This is a genomic window from Pseudomonas sp. B40(2017) (genome assembly GCF_002112855.1).
Lineage (GTDB): Bacteria > Pseudomonadota > Gammaproteobacteria > Pseudomonadales > Pseudomonadaceae > Aquipseudomonas > Aquipseudomonas pharyngis.
On sequence record NZ_NEIT01000003.1, the window covers coordinates 503,099 to 520,141 of the forward strand.

At 62.2% G+C, this 17,043-nt stretch carries 13 protein-coding genes; 5 read left to right on the plus strand and 8 right to left on the minus strand.

From position 1 onward, the window contains the following. Position 1: 1 nt before the first annotated feature. The 3 genes from CAF76_RS09795 to CAF76_RS09805 form a co-directional block, all read right to left on the minus strand. Complete coding sequence (locus CAF76_RS09795) at positions 2-1,213, minus strand: NarK/NasA family nitrate transporter (RefSeq protein ID WP_064594690.1); 1,212 nt, start codon at positions 1,211-1,213, stop codon at positions 2-4. A 334-nt stretch (positions 1,214-1,547) separates the two neighbouring features. Further along, entirely contained in the window at positions 1,548-2,123 is a 576-nt protein-coding gene (locus CAF76_RS09800) for an ANTAR domain-containing response regulator (protein WP_007916390.1), read from the minus strand. Positions 2,124-2,138: 15 nt separating this feature from the next. Further along, positions 2,139-3,350, minus strand: a complete 1,212-nt coding sequence (locus tag CAF76_RS09805) for a CmpA/NrtA family ABC transporter substrate-binding protein (protein ID WP_085649403.1) — start codon at positions 3,348-3,350, stop codon at positions 2,139-2,141. Between the two features lie 222 nt (positions 3,351-3,572). Between CAF76_RS09805 and CAF76_RS09810 the strand changes: the two genes are divergently transcribed. After that, positions 3,573-4,592, plus strand: coding sequence for a quinone-dependent dihydroorotate dehydrogenase (locus CAF76_RS09810; protein WP_085649404.1), 1,020 nt, complete (start codon positions 3,573-3,575; stop codon positions 4,590-4,592). A gap of 138 nt (positions 4,593-4,730) precedes the next feature. On the opposite strand, the gene rmf is transcribed toward CAF76_RS09810, so the two are convergent. Then, entirely contained in the window at positions 4,731-4,946 is a 216-nt protein-coding gene (rmf, locus tag CAF76_RS09815; protein WP_003223300.1) for a ribosome modulation factor, read from the minus strand. A gap of 530 nt (positions 4,947-5,476) precedes the next feature. Here rmf and rlmKL point away from each other — a divergent pair. Then, a complete protein-coding gene (rlmKL, locus tag CAF76_RS09825; protein WP_085649405.1) occupies positions 5,477-7,747 on the plus strand; it encodes a bifunctional 23S rRNA (guanine(2069)-N(7))-methyltransferase RlmK/23S rRNA (guanine(2445)-N(2))-methyltransferase RlmL in 2,271 nt (756 codons plus the stop codon). Positions 7,748-7,893: 146 nt separating this feature from the next. Beyond that, positions 7,894-10,278: a diguanylate cyclase gene (locus CAF76_RS09830; protein WP_085695473.1), complete on the plus strand. Its 2,385-nt coding sequence runs from the start codon at positions 7,894-7,896 to the stop codon at positions 10,276-10,278. Between the two features lie 115 nt (positions 10,279-10,393). Here the strand turns inward: CAF76_RS09830 and dacB are convergent, their stop codons facing one another. Next, complete coding sequence (dacB, locus tag CAF76_RS09835; protein WP_039770010.1) at positions 10,394-11,854, minus strand: D-alanyl-D-alanine carboxypeptidase/D-alanyl-D-alanine-endopeptidase; 1,461 nt, start codon at positions 11,852-11,854, stop codon at positions 10,394-10,396. Between the two features lie 234 nt (positions 11,855-12,088). Between dacB and CAF76_RS09840 the strand changes: the two genes are divergently transcribed. Further along, positions 12,089-12,433 carry a YggL family protein gene (locus CAF76_RS09840; protein WP_039770011.1) on the plus strand — a complete coding sequence of 115 codons (345 nt, stop codon included), beginning with the start codon at positions 12,089-12,091 and terminating at the stop codon, positions 12,431-12,433. A 54-nt stretch (positions 12,434-12,487) separates the two neighbouring features. Here the strand turns inward: CAF76_RS09840 and CAF76_RS09845 are convergent, their stop codons facing one another. Then, positions 12,488-13,678, minus strand: a complete 1,191-nt coding sequence (locus CAF76_RS09845; RefSeq protein WP_085649045.1) for a benzoate/H(+) symporter BenE family transporter — start codon at positions 13,676-13,678, stop codon at positions 12,488-12,490. Positions 13,679-13,902: 224 nt separating this feature from the next. On the opposite strand from CAF76_RS09845, the gene CAF76_RS09850 reads away from it, so the two are divergent. Then, on the plus strand, positions 13,903-14,667 hold the full coding sequence (locus CAF76_RS09850) for a GntR family transcriptional regulator (protein ID WP_007952027.1): 765 nt from the start codon (positions 13,903-13,905) through the stop codon (positions 14,665-14,667). Between the two features lie 155 nt (positions 14,668-14,822). Here CAF76_RS09850 and guaD read toward each other — a convergent pair whose 3' ends face one another. Both guaD and xdhC read right to left on the minus strand, forming a co-directional pair. Beyond that, positions 14,823-16,127, minus strand: coding sequence for a guanine deaminase (gene guaD / locus CAF76_RS09855; RefSeq protein WP_085649044.1), 1,305 nt, complete (start codon positions 16,125-16,127; stop codon positions 14,823-14,825). Positions 16,128-16,140: 13 nt separating this feature from the next. Beyond that, complete coding sequence (xdhC, locus tag CAF76_RS09860; protein WP_085649043.1) at positions 16,141-16,998, minus strand: xanthine dehydrogenase accessory protein XdhC; 858 nt, start codon at positions 16,996-16,998, stop codon at positions 16,141-16,143. Between the last annotated feature and the right edge of the window lie 45 nt (positions 16,999-17,043).

Below are 17,043 nucleotides of genomic sequence, written 5' to 3' on the forward strand. Positions count from 1 at the left end.
CTCAGACCCGGGCAGCGGTCACGGCCGCCGAACCCCAGGTGGTTCTCCAGCGACGTTTGACCCCATGCAGGCCGAACCACGCCAGCACGCCAAGGCTGGCGAACAACCACAGCGCCAGTTGATAGCTGCCGGTGCTCTGTTTGATCGCGCCCATGCCTGCCGCCAGGGCAAAGCCGCCGATGCCGCCGGCCATGCCGATCAGCCCGGTCATCACGCCGATTTCGCGCCGAAAGCGCTGAGGCACCAATTGGAACACCGCGCCGTTACCGGCACCGAGACCAAGCATGGTGCAGACGAACAGGGCCAGCGCCGCGTAGGAACTCGGCAGGTTGAAGCCGACCGCCGCGATGCAGACTACGGCCACTGTGTACATCGCCAGCAGGGTGCGAATTCCGCCGAACCGGTCCGCCAGCGCGCCACCCAGCGGTCGCATCAGGCTGCCGCCGAACACGCAGGCGGCGGTGTAGTAACCGGCGGTCACCGGGCTCAGGCCGTATTGATCGTTGAAGTAGCCGGGCAGAGCGCTGGCCAGGCCGATGAAGCCGCCGAAGGTGACGCTGTAGAAAAACATGAACCACCAGCTGTCGCGATCGCCCAGGGCTTTGAAGTAGTCGGCCATGGATTTGGCTTTTGGCCGCTCCGGGGCGTTTTTTGCCAGCCAGGCGAACAGCACCAGGGTCAGGAGCAGCGGAATCAGGGCGAACCCGAACACATTGCTCCAGCCAAACGCCGCCGCCAGCACCGGGGCGATCAGCGCCGCGAACACGGTCCCGGAATTGCCGGCCCCGGCGATGCCCATCGCCTTGCCCTGATGCTCCGGCGGATACCACTGCGAGGCCAGCGGCAGGGCGACGGCGAATGAGGCGCCGGCCATGCCGAGGAACAGGCCGAGCAGCAGAGCCTGTTCGTAACTGTGGATGCCGAGTTTCCAGGCACCGAACAATGCGCAGATCACGATCACCTGGCCGATCAGCCCGGCAGTCTTGGGTGACAGGCGATCGGCAAGCATGCCCATCGCAAAGCGCAGCACCGCGCCGGCCAGAATCGGCGTGGCCACCACGAGGCCGCGCTGTTGAGTGGTCAGGTGCAGGTCGCCAGCAATCTGCACCGCCAGCGGGCCGAGCAGATACCAGACCATGAAGCTCAGGTCGAAATACAGGAAGGCCGCGAACAGGGTCGGGGTGTGGCCGGATTTCCAGAAGCTTTTATTCATCGCGCACCTCAGCTGTTAAGAATCTCGAGAAGGAGTCACAAGCCAGCAAGTGGAGCGCCGCCACGGCCGCACCACCGGCCCCGGGCTGTGGGGCCAAAACGCAAAAACGCCGCTACCCGGATCGCCGAAAGGGGCGAAGAAGGTGAGCGACGTCTTTGTCGTAGGTGGGGCAACCGCCGTTGGTTACCTGTGGTGATTGCTTAGCGAGATTTGTGCCAATAGTCTGAAACCGCGTTACGGCCAATCGCGAGCAGGCTCGCTCCCACATTTGAAATGCAATCCCTTGTGGGAGCGAGCCTGCTCGCGATTGCGGTATGGCAAGCGCCGCAGCCCTTCAGCCAAGCAGCTCGCTCATGGCGATGATCTGCTCCGCCACCTGAATCAGTTTCTGCTGGCGGCTCATGGCCTGGCGGCGCATCAGGGTGTAGGCCTCTTCTTCGTTGCAGTCCTTCATTTTCATCAACAGGCCCTTGGCCAGTTCGATGCGTTTGCGCTCGGCCAGTTGCTGGTCGCGGGCCTGTAGCTGGGCGCGCAAGGCCTGATCGCTTTCGAAGCGGGCCATGGCCACGTCGAGAATCGGCTGCAGGCGTTGTGCGTGAATGCCCTCGACGATGTAGGCACTGACCCCGGACTTGATCGCCTGACGCATCACGCCGGGATCATGCTCGTCGGTGAACATCACGATCGGCCGGGGCTGGTCGCGGCTGACCAGCACCACTTGCTCCATCACATCGCGGCTCGGTGACTCGGTATCGATCAGGATCACGTCCGGACGCACCGTTTCGACGCGCGCCGGCAGGTCGATGGTCAGGCCCGACTCGTCGATCACTTCGAAACCGGCCTCGGTCAACGCGGCTTTCAGGCGCCCGACTTTTTTCGCGGTGTCGTTGATCAGCAGAATGCGCAGCATGTTTGCGGTCTCCTGTCAGCGGCGGGCGAGAAGGGCGGCGCTGTCGCTCAGCGCGTGGAGCTTGAAGCTTCGGGCGTAGGCTGCCGGTTCGCTACCGTCCCAGATTTTGCCGTCGATCAACTGGCTGCTGCGCATGTCCTTGCCCCAGGCTGCAACGCCCACAGCAGTCGCTGCGTCGCGATAGATCTCCAGTTGCTGCACCTGACGGGCGACGGCGAGGTAGTCCGGGTCATCGCGCAGCAAGCCCCAACGGCGAAACTGGGTCATGAACCACATGCCGTCCGACAGGTACGGCAGGTTCACCGCGCCATCGCCGTGAAAGCGCAGGGCGTGCGGGTCTTGCCAGCGATTGCCGAGGCCATCGTCGTAGTCGCCGAGAAAGCGCGGTTCGATGCAGGAGACCGGGGCGTCGAGGTACTCGGCGGCGCTGAGAAATTGCGCGGTGCTGCGGCGGTTTTCCGGGCTTTCTTCAATGAATCGGCTGGCTTCCAGGATCGCCATCACCAAGGCCCGCGCGGTGTTGGGGTATTGCTCGACGAAGGCGCGGGTGCAGCCGAGGACTTTTTCCGGGTGATCGGGCCAGATGGTCTGGCTGGTGGCCAGCGTGAAGCCGAGATTCTGCTGCACGGCGCTGGCCGCCCAGGGCTCGCCGACGCATAAACCATCGATGCGACCGGCCTGAAGGTGCGCGACCATTTGCGGCGGCGGCACCACCACGCTGTCGACATCCTGCAACGGATGAATGCCCTGGCTCGCCAGCCAGTAATACAGCCACATGGCATGGGTGCCGGTCGGGAAGGTCTGGGCGAAGGTCAGTTTTGCGCGGGTTTGGTGCACATGATGGTGCAGCGCTTCAGGACCGGTCACGCCCAGGCCCTGCAAACCGTGGGACAGGTTGAGGCTCTGGCCGTTCTGGTTCAGACCCATCAACACCGCCATGTCGGTTGACGCGACGCCGCCGATGCCCAGATGCACCGCGTAAATCAGGCCGTAAAGGCTGTGGGCGGCATCGAGTTCGCCGCTGACCAGATTGTCCCGCAGGTTGGCCCAGGAACTCTGGCGCTTGAGATTCAGGGTCAGGCCGTAAGGCTGGGCAAAGCCCTGAGTGGCGGCGACCACCAGCGAGGCGCAGTCGCTCAGGGCCATGAAGCCCAGGTTGATCGCGCTTTTTTCCGGGGCATCGCTGCCGTTGACCCAGGCCAGCGGCCCGGCGGAGGTTTGAGTCATGAAAGCCACCCTCAAAAAAAACGTCGTCCCAGGCTTTGCCCGCGCAAAACCGAGAGACGACGCCATTGTCCTTGCCTGCACGCCACCATTGGCCTGCCGGCTGATGCCGTGGAAGGTGCAAGGCATATGCCATGCGCACGGATTTACCCGTGCGCCTCGCGCGGCGGGGGGATGCCCGGCTATAATCGCCGCCTCTTTTCGCCGCCCGAGTCATAGCCGCCCATGTACACCCTGGCCCGTCAGCTGTTGTTCAAACTTTCCCCGGAAACCTCCCACGATCTGTCGCTGGATCTGATCGGCGCGGGCGGGCGTTTGGGCCTCAACGGCTTGCTGTGCAAGGCGCCGGCGTCGCTGCCGGTGACTGTCATGGGCCTGACGTTCCCGAACCCTGTGGGTCTGGCGGCCGGTCTGGACAAGAACGGCGCGGCCATCGACGGCTTCGCCCAGCTGGGTTTCGGGTTTGTCGAAATCGGCACCGTGACCCCGCGTCCGCAGCCGGGCAACCCGAAACCACGGATTTTCCGCCTGCCGGAAGCCGAGGCGATCATCAACCGCATGGGGTTCAACAACCTCGGTGTGGATAACCTGCTGGCGCGGGTGGCGGCGGCCAAATACAAAGGCGTGCTGGGGATCAACATCGGCAAGAACTTCGACACCCCGGTCGAGCGCGCAGTAGACGACTACCTGATCTGCCTGGACAAGGTCTACGCCCACGCCAGTTACGTCACGGTCAACGTCAGTTCGCCGAACACCCCGGGCCTGCGCAGCCTGCAATTCGGTGATTCGCTCAAGCAATTGCTGGCGGACCTGGCCACGCGCCGCGCCGAACTGGCCCTGCGCCACGGCAAGCATGTACCGCTGGCGATCAAGATCGCGCCGGACATGACCGACGAAGAAACCGCGCAAGTCGCCCAGGCACTGATCGAAACCGGGATGGACGCGGTGATCGCCACCAACACCACCCTCAGCCGCGTGGGCGTCGAAGGCATGGAACACGGGGACGAGGCGGGCGGTCTGTCCGGCGCGCCGGTTCGCGAGAAGAGCACCCATACCGTGAAAGTGCTGGCGTCCGAGCTGGGCGGCAAGCTGCCGATCATCGCGGCGGGCGGCATCACCGAAGGCAAGCATGCGGCCGAGAAGATCGCGGCTGGCGCGAGTCTGGTGCAGATCTACTCCGGCTTCATCTATAAGGGCCCGGCGCTGATCCGCGAGTCCGTGGACGCAATCGCCGCCAAACGCTGATTTGCGGATTTAAAAGGCAGGCATAAAAAAGGGCTCCTCGAAGGAGCCCCTGGGCCGTAGCCCGCCGTCCGGGAAGGACGTGCATGGTGATCAGGTTGTTACGAAATCAGATTGTCGTGTCGGAATAAGTGCCCTGTGTCAGCCGACGGCGTGAAGTTCGTTGAGTCTGTGGATTCCCGCAGTGCCGGTCATACCGTCCCAGTTGTCGCCGCGTCCTTCTCGCCAGCCGTTGATCCAGGCTTGACGTACCGACGGTAGAGTAAATGGGCAAAGCTCACGGGATTTACCACCAACGCCATATTGATATCCGCGCAAAAATGCTCTTTCCAACGGATCACGCTTAAGTCTTCTCATAGGGTGTTTCCCTCACTTGTTGACTGTTTTTGTCGCGTCGACCTCAATTGAGGTCTGGCAGAAAAACTCTGCCGTTGGAGGCTCGCTGCCGGCGTGGCGAGCCAAGGTGTTGACGCCGTTGCGACGTCAACCTGTGTTCAGTTCTAACCAATGAGTCACATCGATGGAATGACCGTTTTGTCATAAGGACGTAACGAAAAAGATGCTATGGCCATAAGTAACCGCGTATTTATCCAGCGTCCATTGGCCAAACCCCGGTATGATCGGCCCCGCGCTGGATGATGAGGTTAATCCTTTAGTGAGAATGACCCACGTTTACGCTGGGCTACTATTCGACGAAGGGTTGCTTTGAGTCATTTTGTTGCTTCAACTTTTTTATCTGTCCCGGCATCTAAGCTCTTTTAACCCGAGCAGCGGGGATGGAACGGCACACCTTCGTGCCACGCGGGCGCTCTTGTAGAAAAGCGCCTGATTGAAAACCGGATCGGCAATGCGTTGCCGGTTCATCAGCCAAAGGCTCTGGAAAAACCATGTCCGACCGTTTCGAACTCTTCCTCACTTGCCCCAAAGGCCTTGAAGGCCTGCTCATCGAGGAAGCCGTCGGGCTTGGCCTTGAAGAGGCCCGCGAACACACCTCCGCCGTGCGTGGCATGGCGACCATGGAAACCGCTTATCGTCTGTGCCTCTGGTCGCGTCTGGCCAACCGGGTGCTGCTGGTGCTCAAGCGCTTCCCGATGAAAAACGCCGAAGACCTGTACCACGGCGTACTCGACGTCGACTGGCAGGATCACATGCTGGCCGACGGCACCCTGGCCGTGGAATTCAGCGGCCACGGGTCGGGCATCGACAACACTCACTTCGGCGCCCTGAAGGTCAAGGACGCCATCGTCGACAAACTGCGCACCCCGCAGGGCGACCGTCCAAGCATCGACAAGCTCAACCCGGACCTGCGCATTCACCTGCGCCTGGATCGCGGCGAAGCGATTCTGTCCCTCGACCTCTCCGGCCACAGCCTGCACCAGCGCGGCTATCGCTTGCAGCAGGGCGCCGCGCCGCTGAAGGAAAACCTCGCAGCCGCCATCCTGATCCGTTCCGGCTGGCCGCGCATTGCCGCCGAAGGTGGCGCGCTGGCTGACCCGATGTGCGGTGTCGGTACGTTCCTGGTCGAAGCCGGCATGATCGCCGCCGATATGGCGCCGAACCTGCGTCGCGAACAGTGGGGCTTTACCGCCTGGCTCGGTCACGTGCCGGCGCTGTGGAAAAAACTGCATGAAGAAGCCGTCGAGCGCGCCGCTGCCGGTCTGGCCAAGCCGCCGCTGTGGATTCGTGGTTATGAAGCCGACCCCCGCCTGATTCAGCCGGGCCGCAACAACGTCGAACGCGCCGGCCTGAGCGAGTGGATCAAGATCTATCAGGGCGAAGTCGCGACGTTCGAACCGCGTCCGGACCAGAACCAGAAAGGTCTGGTCATCTGCAACCCGCCGTACGGCGAGCGTCTGGGTGATGAAGCCAGCCTGTTGTACCTCTACCAGAACCTCGGCGAGCGTCTGCGTCAGGCCTGCCTGAACTGGGAAGCGGCGGTGTTCACCGGCGCGCCGGACCTGGGCAAGCGCATGGGCATCCGCAGCCACAAACAGTATTCGTTCTGGAACGGCGCGCTGCCGTGCAAGCTGCTGTTGATCAAAGTCCTGCCGGATCAGTTCGTCACCGGCGAGCGCCGCACCCCGGAACAGCGTCAGGCCGAGCGTGAGCAAGCCGCTTACGACCAGACGCCGAACGAGCCGCAAGAGCGCAAGTTCAACAAGAACGGCAATCCGATCAAACCGACGCCGGCCCCGGCGCCAGTGGTCGAGCAGCCGCGCCTGAGCGAAGGCGGGCAGATGTTTGCCAACCGCCTGCAGAAGAACCTCAAGGCCATGGGCAAGTGGGTCAAGCGCGAAGGCATCGACTGCTACCGCGTCTACGATGCGGACATGCCGGAATACGCCATGGCCATCGACCTGTACCACGACTGGGTGCACGTTCAGGAATACGCCGCGCCGAAGTCGATCGATCCGGAAAAAGCCTCGATCCGCATGTTCGATGCCCTGGCGGCCATCCCGCAGGCGCTGAACATCGACAAGAGCCGCGTGGTGGTCAAGCGCCGCGAGCGTCAGAGCGGCACCAAGCAGTACGAGCGTCAGGCGGCTCAGGGCAAGTTCAATGAAGTGACCGAGGGCGGCGTGAAGCTGCTGGTCAACCTCACCGATTACCTCGACACCGGGCTGTTCCTCGATCACCGCCCAATGCGCATGCGGATCCAGAAAGAGGCGGCCGGCAAGCGCTTCCTCAACCTGTTCTGCTACACCGCGACCGCCAGCGTGCACGCAGCCAAGGGCGGCGCGCGCAGCACCACCAGTGTCGACCTGTCGAAAACCTACCTCGACTGGGCGCGCCGCAACCTGTCGCTCAACGGTTTCTCCGACAAGAACCGTCTGGAGCAGGGCGATGTGATGGCGTGGCTTGAGAACTGCCGCGAAGAGTACGACCTGATCTTCATCGATCCGCCGACCTTCTCCAACTCCAAGCGCATGGAAGGCATCTTCGACGTGCAGCGTGATCAGGTGCAGTTGATTGACCTGGCCATGGCGCGTCTGGCCAGCGGCGGGGTGTTGTATTTCTCCAACAACTTCCGCAAGTTCCAGCTCGAAGACAACCTGGCCGAGCGTTACGCGGTCGAGGAAATCACCGCCAGCACCATCGACCCGGATTTCGCCCGCAACGGCAAGATCCACCGCGCCTGGAAAATCACGGCTCGTTGACACTCTGCAAAATTGGATCCACAGAGCCTTGATTTTTAAAGGCTCTTGGATCCGTTCAGAACTAGCCAAATTAGTGGCTAATAGCTATAACTCACACACGGTCGATGGGGTTTTTCCCGCAGATGCTGACGTAGTGAGTGGCTTTTATGTCGTTGCACCCCGTGCGCCCGAAGATATTGGGTTTTATCAGCGAAGAAGTCTCGGCCTGGCTGGTCGCGGTGCTGGTATTGCTCGCCGGCGGGATTCTCACGGGGCTGCTCGCCTGGGGCACCCTCAATCAATTTCATAGCCAGTTGCGCCAGCGCTTTCAACTGCTGGCCAACGAGCGCTACAGCCGCATCGAAGAACGTTTTCAGGATCAGGAGCAACGCCTCGACGGCCTGCGCCGGTTCTTCGCCAACTCCGAATCGGTGTCCCGCGCCGAATTCGACGGCTACACCCACCCTTTATTACTGCGTACCCAGGCCTACTCGTTTGCCCTGCGGGTGAGGGGTGCCGAGCGTGCAGCTTTCGAACAGCGGACGCGAGATGAAGGCCTGAGCACCTTCAGCGTGCGCGAACTCAATGCGCGCGGCGAGCTGCAACTGGCCTCGGCCCGCGATGAATACGTAGTGGTGTTGTACAGCCAGACCCAGAGCCGGCTTGGCGCGCCGCTGGGTTACGACTTGCTGGCCCAGCCATTGCGCCGCTCCACCCTTGAACGTGCCGACCAGCTTCGCGGGCTGGCGGTGTCGCAGCCGATGCATCTGGTCGGTATCGAGCCGGCTTACGCACGCGGCGTCTTGTTGGTGGCACCGCTGCTGCGCAAAGGGGAGTCCAGATCATATGGCTATGTGATGGCTGTCATCAGCATGCGTCAGCTGCTGGCAGACGGCTTGCCGGATGCACTTCATGACTATCTGTCGGTGCGCATCCTCGATCTGTCCACCAACGATCAGCATGAAGTGTTGTTCGAGTCGACCAATGAACCGGTGCCGAGCGATCTGTCGGCTACGCGGTTGGTGCGCATGGCCGATCACGACTATCAGGTGGATATTCTGCCCAGCGAAGCGTTCATGCAGGCCAACCATTCGGCGGTGGGCAGCGTGGTGGTGCTGGGCGGATTGCTCAGCCTGCTGTTGAGCGCGCTGCTTTATGTGCTGGTCAGTCAGCGCCAGCGCGCGTTGCGCATGGTCGAGTTGCGCACTCAGGAATTGCATGAACGCGAACAGGAACTGCGCGGCACCCACGGCCAGTTGCGCGGGGTACTCAACGCGGCGACCCAAGTGGCAATCATCGCCACCGATCTGCGCGGGGTGATCAACACGTTCAACCCCGGTGCCGAGCAGATGCTCGGTTATCTCAGCAGCGAAGTGGTCGGCCACATGACCCTGGAAAACCTGCACTTTCCCCGGGAGCTGGTGGCTCGCGCGGCGGAGCTCAGCGCCCGCTATGGCAAAACCATTCCGACCTGCCAGGCGATGCTGGTGGAGGGTGGCGAAGTCGGCGGGCACGAGGCGCGCGAGTGGACGCTGGTGCGCAAGGACGGCAGCCACATTCCAGTGAACATGCTGGCCACGCCGGTGCTGGACGAGCAGGGGCTGTGGGTCGGGCACCTGGCGATCTGCATCGACATCACCGAGCGCAAGCGCGTGCACGAAGCGCTGGCCGCACGGGACGTGCTGTTGAAAAAGCTGAGCGCCCACGTGCCCGGCGGGATCTATCAATTCAAGATGGAGTTCGACGGGCGCTTCAGCGTGATCTACGCCAGCGACGGCATCCGCGAGATCTACGAGCTGGAGCCGGATGTGCTGCTGCTCAACGCCGAAGCGATCTTCACCCGTATCCACCCGCAGGACGTCAGCCGCGTGCGCAAGTCGATCCGCGCTTCGGCGGACAATCTCAGCCCGTGGCGCGAGGAATACCGCGTGCAATTACCCGGGCGCGGCCTGCGCTGGGTTCGCGGCGAGGCGACGCCGGAGGAATTGCCGGGCGGCGGCGTGCTCTGGCACGGCTATATTTCGGATATTTCCGACCTGAAACGGGTGGAAGAAGAATTGCGCGCGCTGTCGGTGACCGATTCCCTGACCGGCATTCACAACCGGCGCTATTTCCAGGAGCGCCTGACCACCGAGATGGCCCGGGTCGAGCGTGGCGGTGGCGAGTTGTCGGTGATCATGCTCGACATCGACCACTTCAAACGGATCAACGATCAGTACGGTCACGCGGTGGGCGACCGCGTGTTGCAGGCGGTTTGCGAGCGCATCGGTCACCGGCTGCGGCGTACCGACGTGTTCTGCCGGTTGGGCGGCGAAGAGTTCATGGTGCTGTGCCCGGACATCGACGGCGATCACGCCCACATGCTGGCCGAGGAGTTATGGCACAGCCTGCGCAGTGCGCCGATCGACGTGGTGGGGGTGGTGACGGCCAGTTTCGGGATTGCCAGCTGGCGACCGGGGGAGGGCGCGGATGCGCTGTTGCTGCGGGCGGATTCCGGGGTGTATGCGGCGAAGCAGGGTGGGCGGGATCGGGTTGAGCGGCAGATGAACTAGGCACTAAACGTGTGGGAGCCAGCCTGCTGGCGATGGCGGAGTGTCAGTCACTGGATCATTGACTGAACTGACGCTATCGCCAGCAGGCTGGCTCCCACAGTGTTTTGTGGTGTGCTTACAGAACCGAAGCAGTCTGCGGCGTCCGCGGCTGTTTATAGAGATCCAGCAGCACCTGATCCAGCACCGACGACGCGCCGAACGGGGCCTTGTCGTTGAGGATCGCCACCACCGCCCAGGTGTTGCCGTTGACGTCGCGGCTGAAGCCGGCGATTGCCCGCACGGTGTTCAGGGTGCCGGTCTTGACGTGGGCTTCGCCGCGCATCGCGGTGGTCTTCAGGCGTTTGCGCATGGTGCCGTCGGTACCGGCAATCGGCAGCGAGCTGATGTACTCGGCGGCGTAAGGGCTGTGCCAGGCCGCTTGCAGCATGTTGGCCATTTCCCGGGCGCTGACCCGCTCGGAGCGCGACAGACCTGAACCGTTTTCCATCACCAGATGCGGCGCGGTGATGCCTTTCTTCGCCAACCACTGCCGCACCACACGTTGCGCGGCTTTGGCGTCATCGCCGTCGGCGTCGTTGCGGAATTTCTGGCCCAGGCTCAGGAACAGTTGCTGAGCCATGGTGTTGTTACTGTATTTGTTGATGTCGCGGATGATTTCCGCCAGATCCGGCGAGAACGCACGGGCCAGTACTTTGGCGCTGCTCGGGGTCGGGGCCAGACGATCCTTGCCCTGGATGCTGCCGCCCAGTTCCTTCCAGATCGCCCGCACGGCGCCAGCGGTGTAGGTCGCGTGGTCGAGCAGCGACAGGTAAGTCTGCGAGCTGCAGCCTTCGCCCAACTGGCCGGCCACGGTCACGGTCACGCTGCCATCGGCCTGCGGCACCGGGTTATAGCGCACGCCGCCGGTGCATTGTTTGGAGTTGAGCGCTTTGACGGTGTTTTCGATGTTGATGCTGGCAATCGGCGGCTCGACCGAGATCAATACCCGGCCGTTGTCATTGCGAGCCACGAAACGCAGGGCCTTGAGGTTGACCAGCAGCGAATCCGGCTTGACCAGGAACGGCTTGTTCTCGTCGTTGCCGTCATCGTTGAATTCCGGCAGTTGCGGCTGCACGAAGAAGCTGCGATCGAGCACCAGATCACCGGTGACCTGGGTCACGCCGTTGGCACGCAGGTCGCGCATCAGCAGCCAGAGTTTTTCCATGTTCAGCTTCGGATCGCCGCCACCCTTGAGGTAGAGGTTGCCGTTGAGGATCCCGCCGTTCAGGTCGCCGTCGGTGTAAAACTCGGTTTTCCACTGATGGTTGGGGCCGAGCATTTCCAGTGCCGCGTAAGTGGTGACCAGCTTCATGGTCGAAGCCGGGTTGACCGACACGTCGGCGTTGTACACGGTCGGCGTGCCCGGACCGTCCAGCGGCACCATCACCAGCGACAGGGCGGTGGGCTGCAGCTTGCTGGCCTTGAGGGCTTTTTCGACGTTGGGGGTCAGGGCGGTGTTGATGGTGGCAGCGGAGACGGGCAAGGCCAGCGGCAGAAGAAGACCGGCCAGGAGCAGAGGACGCAACGATTTGATCATATGAAATAAAACCCTACAGCCGAGGGGAAAAAAGACGAGGACATGGATGAAAAGGCCCTCAGTGGTCATGAAAGTGTCGGCATTATGCCCCAAGCTGTTACAGCTTGTGCCTTTCGCAAGGGCGCCAATTCGTTATTTTTTTACAGGCGGTCGCACGCACGTCCCAGAGAGTCGGGCAATCGCCGGCTTAAACTGGTAAAGTGCCGGCCGTTATTACTTAAGAGGATTGTTCCAATGGCGACTAACCGTTCCCAGCGTCTGCGCAAAAAACTGTGCGTCGATGAATTTCAAGAGCTGGGTTTCGAACTGAACCTGGGCTTCAAAGAAGACCTGTCCGAAGAAGCCATTGACGCTTTCCTCGAAGCATTCATCAAAGAAGCCATGGAAGCCAACGGTCTGGGCTATGTCGGCGGCGACGACTTCGGTCTGGTTTGCCTGCAGAAGCGTGGTTCGGTCACCGAAGAGCAGCGCGCTGCTGTTGAAGCCTGGCTGAAAACCCGCTCCGAGCTGACTTCTACTGAAATCAGCCCGCTGCTGGACGTCTGGTATCCGGAAAAGCCGATCAACGCGGCCAAGTGATACTGAAAAAAACGGCGACCTGAGGGTCGCCGTTTTTTTATGCCTGCTTTTTACTCAGGCCTTGCGCCAGTTGAGGATCAGCAAGGTCAACACCCCCGCGACAATCCCCCAGAACGCCGAACCGATGGAAAACAGCGTCAGCCCCGACGCCGTGACCATGAAGGTGATCAGCGCCGCTTCCCGTTCCTTCACCTCGGTCATGGCGATGCTCAAGCCGTTGATGATCGAACCGAACAGCGCCAGTGCGGCAATCGACAGCACCAGCTCCTTCGGCAGCGCGGCAAACAGCGCTGCCAGCGTGGCGCCGAACACTCCGGCAATCCCGTAGAAAATCCCGCACCACACCGCAGCGGTGTAGCGTTTGTTGCGATCTTCATGGGCATGCGGCCCGGTGCAGATCGCCGCGCTGATGGCCGCCAGATTGATGCCGTGGGAACCAAACGGCGCCAGCAGCAACGACGCGATGCCGGTGGCGGTGATCAGCGGCGAGGCCGGGACGTTGTAGCCATCGGCGCGCAGCACGGCGATGCCGGGCATGTTTTGCGAGGTCATCGCTACCACAAACAGCGGAATGCCGATGCTGATGGTCGCCGCGAGGGAAAAGTGCGGCGTGGTCCAGACCGGTTTCGCCACTTCCAGATGAAAGCCGCTGAAGTCCAGTAACCCCATGAAGCCCGACAGCGCGGTGCCGATCAGCAGCGCGGCGAGCACCGCATAACGCGGCGACAGGCGTTTGACGATGAGATACGTGAAGAACATCCCCAGCACCAGGCCGGTGCGGTGCTGTGCGGCGACGAAGATTTCACTGCCGATCTTGAACAGGATCCCCGCCAGCAGCGCGGCGGCGAGGGAGGCCGGGATCTTTTTCACCAGCCGTTCGAAGCTGCCGGTCAGGCCGCAGATCGTCACCAGTACCGCGCAGGTGATGTAGGCGCCGATGGCTTCGCCGTAGGTGACGCCGCCGAGGCTGGTGATCAACAGCGCCGCGCCGGGCGTTGACCAGGCGATGGTGATCGGCGTGCGATAGCGCAGGGACAGACCGATCGAACACACCGCCATGCCGATGGAGATCGCCCAGATCCACGAGGAAATCTGCCCGCTGGTCAGGCCCGCCGCCTGCCCGGCCTGGAACATCAGCACCAGCGAACTGGTGTAGCCGGTCATCATCGCGATGAACCCGGCGACGATGGCGGAGGGCGATGTGTCCGCCAGCGGGCGCAGTCGGGTGTGGGTGATTTCGTTCATGACAGCGGTGTTCCTTGTTCAAGCCACGGATTTCGGGTTTAAGCCTAAACTCAAACGTAACGGAGCGTTGCAATACAGCCGAAGTCGCAAACAGCCGTACAGTCGTGTTGCCACCTTCCATTGTGTACAATCGCGCTGTTTTTTACGCGATACTTGCCAGCGACCCACTGTGCCGTATTACAGTCACGGTCAATTCGCCGCCGTTCTTCCCGACTCGAGTGCCCATGAACGAACAGTTGCAACCCCTCAAGAAACAACCGCGAGCAGGCAAAGCCGGCCGCAGCGGAACCCAGGACGATATTGTCTATGCGCATATCTTCGAGGCCATCCTCGAACAGCGCCTGGCGCCCGGCACAAAGTTGAGCGAAGAAGCGCTGGGGGAAATTTTCGGGGTCAGCCGCACCATCATTCGCCGCGCGCTCTCGCGTCTGGCCCATGAAGGCGTGGTGCTGCTGCGGCCGAACCGTGGCGCAGTCGTCGCCAGCCCGAGCGTTGAAGAAGCGCGTCAGGTGTTCCTCGCCCGACGTCTGGTGGAGCGCGCGATTACCGAGCTGGCGGTGCAACACGCCACCGCCGAGCAGATCGCCGAACTGCGCCAGATGGTCAACGACGAACGCGACAGCTTCTCTCGCGGCGATCGCGGCGCCGGCATCCGTCTCTCCGGCGAATTCCACCTGAAACTGGCGGAAGCGGCGAAGAACGCGCCATTGATCAGCTTCCAGCGCAGCCTGGTTTCGCAAACGTCGCTGATCATTGCCCAGTATGAAAGCGGCAACCGCTCGCACTGCTCCTACGACGAGCACACCCAGTTGATCGACGCCATCGAAGCGCGCAATGGCGAGCTGGCGGTGGATCTGATGATGCATCACATGGATCACATCGACAGCAAGCTCAACCTCGACGAGGAAAGCGCGTCCGACGATCTGCATGCGGTGTTCTCGCACCTGTTGCAGACCAAGAAGCCGGGGCGGCCGGCGGTCAAGCTCTGAGCTGACACCGTGTCTCGCCTATCGCGAGCAGGCTCGCTCCCACAAGGGAATGCATTGCAAATGTGGGAGCGAGCCTGCTCGCGATAGCTGTCCGATAGGCAACAAAAAATCCCCCGGGGTGAACACCACCGGGGGATTTTTTTGCCTGCGGAAAACTAGCGCTGGTGCACCAGCGCGCCCGCCGCATAGGTCTGAGCCACGGTGCGGTCATCGCCCAGGGTCATCAGTACGAACAGCGTCTCAGCAATATTGTTGGCCTGCTTCAGGCGGTAGCTCAGCAGCGGCGTGGCGTTGTAGTCGAGCACCAGGAAGTCGGCGTCGGAGCCCGGTTGCAGGTTGCCGATCCTGTCTTCCAGACGCAGCGCCCGCGCGCCGCCGAGGGTAGCGAGGTACAGCGATTTGAACGGGCTCAGGCGCGCACCTTGCAGCTGCATCACCTTGTAGGCTTCGTTCAGGGTTTGCAGCAGCGAGAAACTGGTGCCACCACCGACGTCAGTCCCGAGGCCGACGTTCAGTTTGTGCTTCTCGGCCATCGGCAGATTGAACAGGCCGCTGCCGAGGAAGAAGTTCGAGGTCGGGCAGAACGCAACCGCCGAACCGGTCTCCGCCAGGCGCGCGCATTCGTCGTCGCACAGGTGCACGCCGTGGGCAAACACCGAGCGCTCGCCGAGCAATTGATAGTGGTCGTAGACGTCCAGATAGCCCTTGCGCTCCGGGAACAGCTCCTTGACCCACTCGACTTCCTTGAGGTTTTCGCTGATGTGGGTCTGCATGTACAGATCCGGGTATTCACTGAGCAGCTGCCCAGCGAGGGTCAGCTGTTCCGGGGTGCTGGTCGGGGCGAAGCGCGGGGTTACGGCGTAATGCAGACGACCCTTGCCGTGCCAGCGCTCGATCAGCGCCTTGCTGTCGACGTAGCTCGACTCCGGGGTGTCGGTCAGGTAGTCCGGCGCGTTGCGGTCCATCATCACCTTGCCGGCGATCATCCGCAGGTCCAGCTTCTCGGCCGCTTCGAAGAACGAGTTCACCGATTGCGGGTGCACGCTGCCGAACACCAGCGCGGTGGTGGTGCCGTTGCGCAACAGTTCCTTGATGAAAATATCCGCCACTTCATCGGCGTGGGCCTTGTCGGCGAACTGGCTTTCGCACGGGAAGGTGTAGGTGTTCAGCCAGTCCAGCAGTTGCTCGCCATAGGCGCCGACCATGCCGGTCTGCGGCAGGTGGATGTGGGTGTCGATGAAGCCCGGAGTGATCAGCGCATCCTTGTGATGGGTGATCTCGATGTCCGCCGGCAGGCTCGGCAGCAGTTCGCTGGCGTGGCCGAGGGCGCTGATCTTGCCGCCATCGACCACCAGCAGGCCGTCCTCGAAATACTCGTAGGAGGCTTCGATGCCGACCTCGGCGGGGTCGGCGATGCTGTGCAGGATGGCGGCGCGGTAGGCTTTGCGAGTCAGAGGCATGAGGGTTCTCTAATCAGTTTGAGGCTTTGAGTGTGGCGGCCTGACTGCGGCGCGAAACCGGCAGCAGTTTGGCAATCGGTTCGGCACTGGCGGTGTGCTGGCCGAAATTGGCGTTATAGGTGGCGATGATTTCGCCGGCGATGGAGATGGCGATTTCCACAGGCAACTTGCCTTTGACTTCGCCGATGCCCATCGGGCAGCGCATGCGTTGCACGACGCTGGCGTCGAAGCCACGGTCACGCAAGCGGTGTTCGAACTTGGCGCGTTTGGTTTTCGAGCCGATCAGGCCGAACCAGGTGAAGTCGTTGCGCTTGAGGATCGCGGCGGTGAGCTCCAGATCCAGCTGATGATTGTGGGTCATGACGATGCAGTAGCTGCCGGCGGACAGGTCGTCGATTTCATCCACCGGTTCCTCGGCGACGATCTTGCGCACGCCGTGGGGAATCTGTTCGGGAAATTCCTCTTCCCGGGAATCGATCCAGCGCACCCGGCAGGGCAGGCTGGCGAGCAGCGGCACCAGCGCGCGGCCGACATGACCGGCGCCGAACACGGCGATCTGCGCCTGCACCTGGCCCATCGGTTCGAACAACAGCACCGTGGCGCCGCCGCAGCACTGGCCGAGGCTGGCACCGAGACTGAAGCGCTCCAGATGGGTGTCCTGCCTGCCGCTGGCGAGCATCTCGCGGGCGATCTGCATGGCTTTGTATTCCAGGTGCCCGCCACCAATGGTGTCGAAGGTCTGGCGGGCGCTGACGACCATCTTCGAGCCGGCATTGCGCGGCGTCGAGCCGAGTTCTTCGATGATCGTCACCAGAACGCAGGGTTCGCCCTGGTTTTGCAGGTCGGCGAGGGCGTCGATCCAGTTGTACATGTTCACCTCGACATCTGTCGTTGTCTGTTCGGGCCTCTTCGCGAG

Excerpts from the sequence above, each read along its gene's own strand:
- CAF76_RS09850 (WP_007952027.1), top strand. The coding sequence starts at position 13,903 with ATGAACGAACAGTTGCAACCCCTCAAGAAACAACCGCGAGCAGGCAAA.
- rmf (WP_003223300.1), bottom strand. The coding sequence starts at position 4,946 with ATGAGAAGACTTAAGCGTGATCCGTTGGAAAGAGCATTTTTGCGCGGA.
- rlmKL (WP_085649405.1), top strand. The coding sequence starts at position 5,477 with ATGTCCGACCGTTTCGAACTCTTCCTCACTTGCCCCAAAGGCCTTGAA.
- CAF76_RS09795 (WP_064594690.1), bottom strand. The coding sequence starts at position 1,213 with ATGAATAAAAGCTTCTGGAAATCCGGCCACACCCCGACCCTGTTCGCG.
- CAF76_RS09805 (WP_085649403.1), bottom strand. The coding sequence starts at position 3,350 with ATGACTCAAACCTCCGCCGGGCCGCTGGCCTGGGTCAACGGCAGCGAT.
- dacB (WP_039770010.1), bottom strand. The coding sequence starts at position 11,854 with ATGATCAAATCGTTGCGTCCTCTGCTCCTGGCCGGTCTTCTTCTGCCG.
- CAF76_RS09810 (WP_085649404.1), top strand. The coding sequence starts at position 3,573 with ATGTACACCCTGGCCCGTCAGCTGTTGTTCAAACTTTCCCCGGAAACC.
- CAF76_RS09830 (WP_085695473.1), top strand. The coding sequence starts at position 7,894 with ATGTCGTTGCACCCCGTGCGCCCGAAGATATTGGGTTTTATCAGCGAA.
- CAF76_RS09845 (WP_085649045.1), bottom strand. The coding sequence starts at position 13,678 with ATGAACGAAATCACCCACACCCGACTGCGCCCGCTGGCGGACACATCG.
- CAF76_RS09800 (WP_007916390.1), bottom strand. The coding sequence starts at position 2,123 with ATGCTGCGCATTCTGCTGATCAACGACACCGCGAAAAAAGTCGGGCGC.
- xdhC (WP_085649043.1), bottom strand. The coding sequence starts at position 16,998 with ATGTACAACTGGATCGACGCCCTCGCCGACCTGCAAAACCAGGGCGAA.
- guaD (WP_085649044.1), bottom strand. The coding sequence starts at position 16,127 with ATGCCTCTGACTCGCAAAGCCTACCGCGCCGCCATCCTGCACAGCATC.
- CAF76_RS09840 (WP_039770011.1), top strand. The coding sequence starts at position 12,089 with ATGGCGACTAACCGTTCCCAGCGTCTGCGCAAAAAACTGTGCGTCGAT.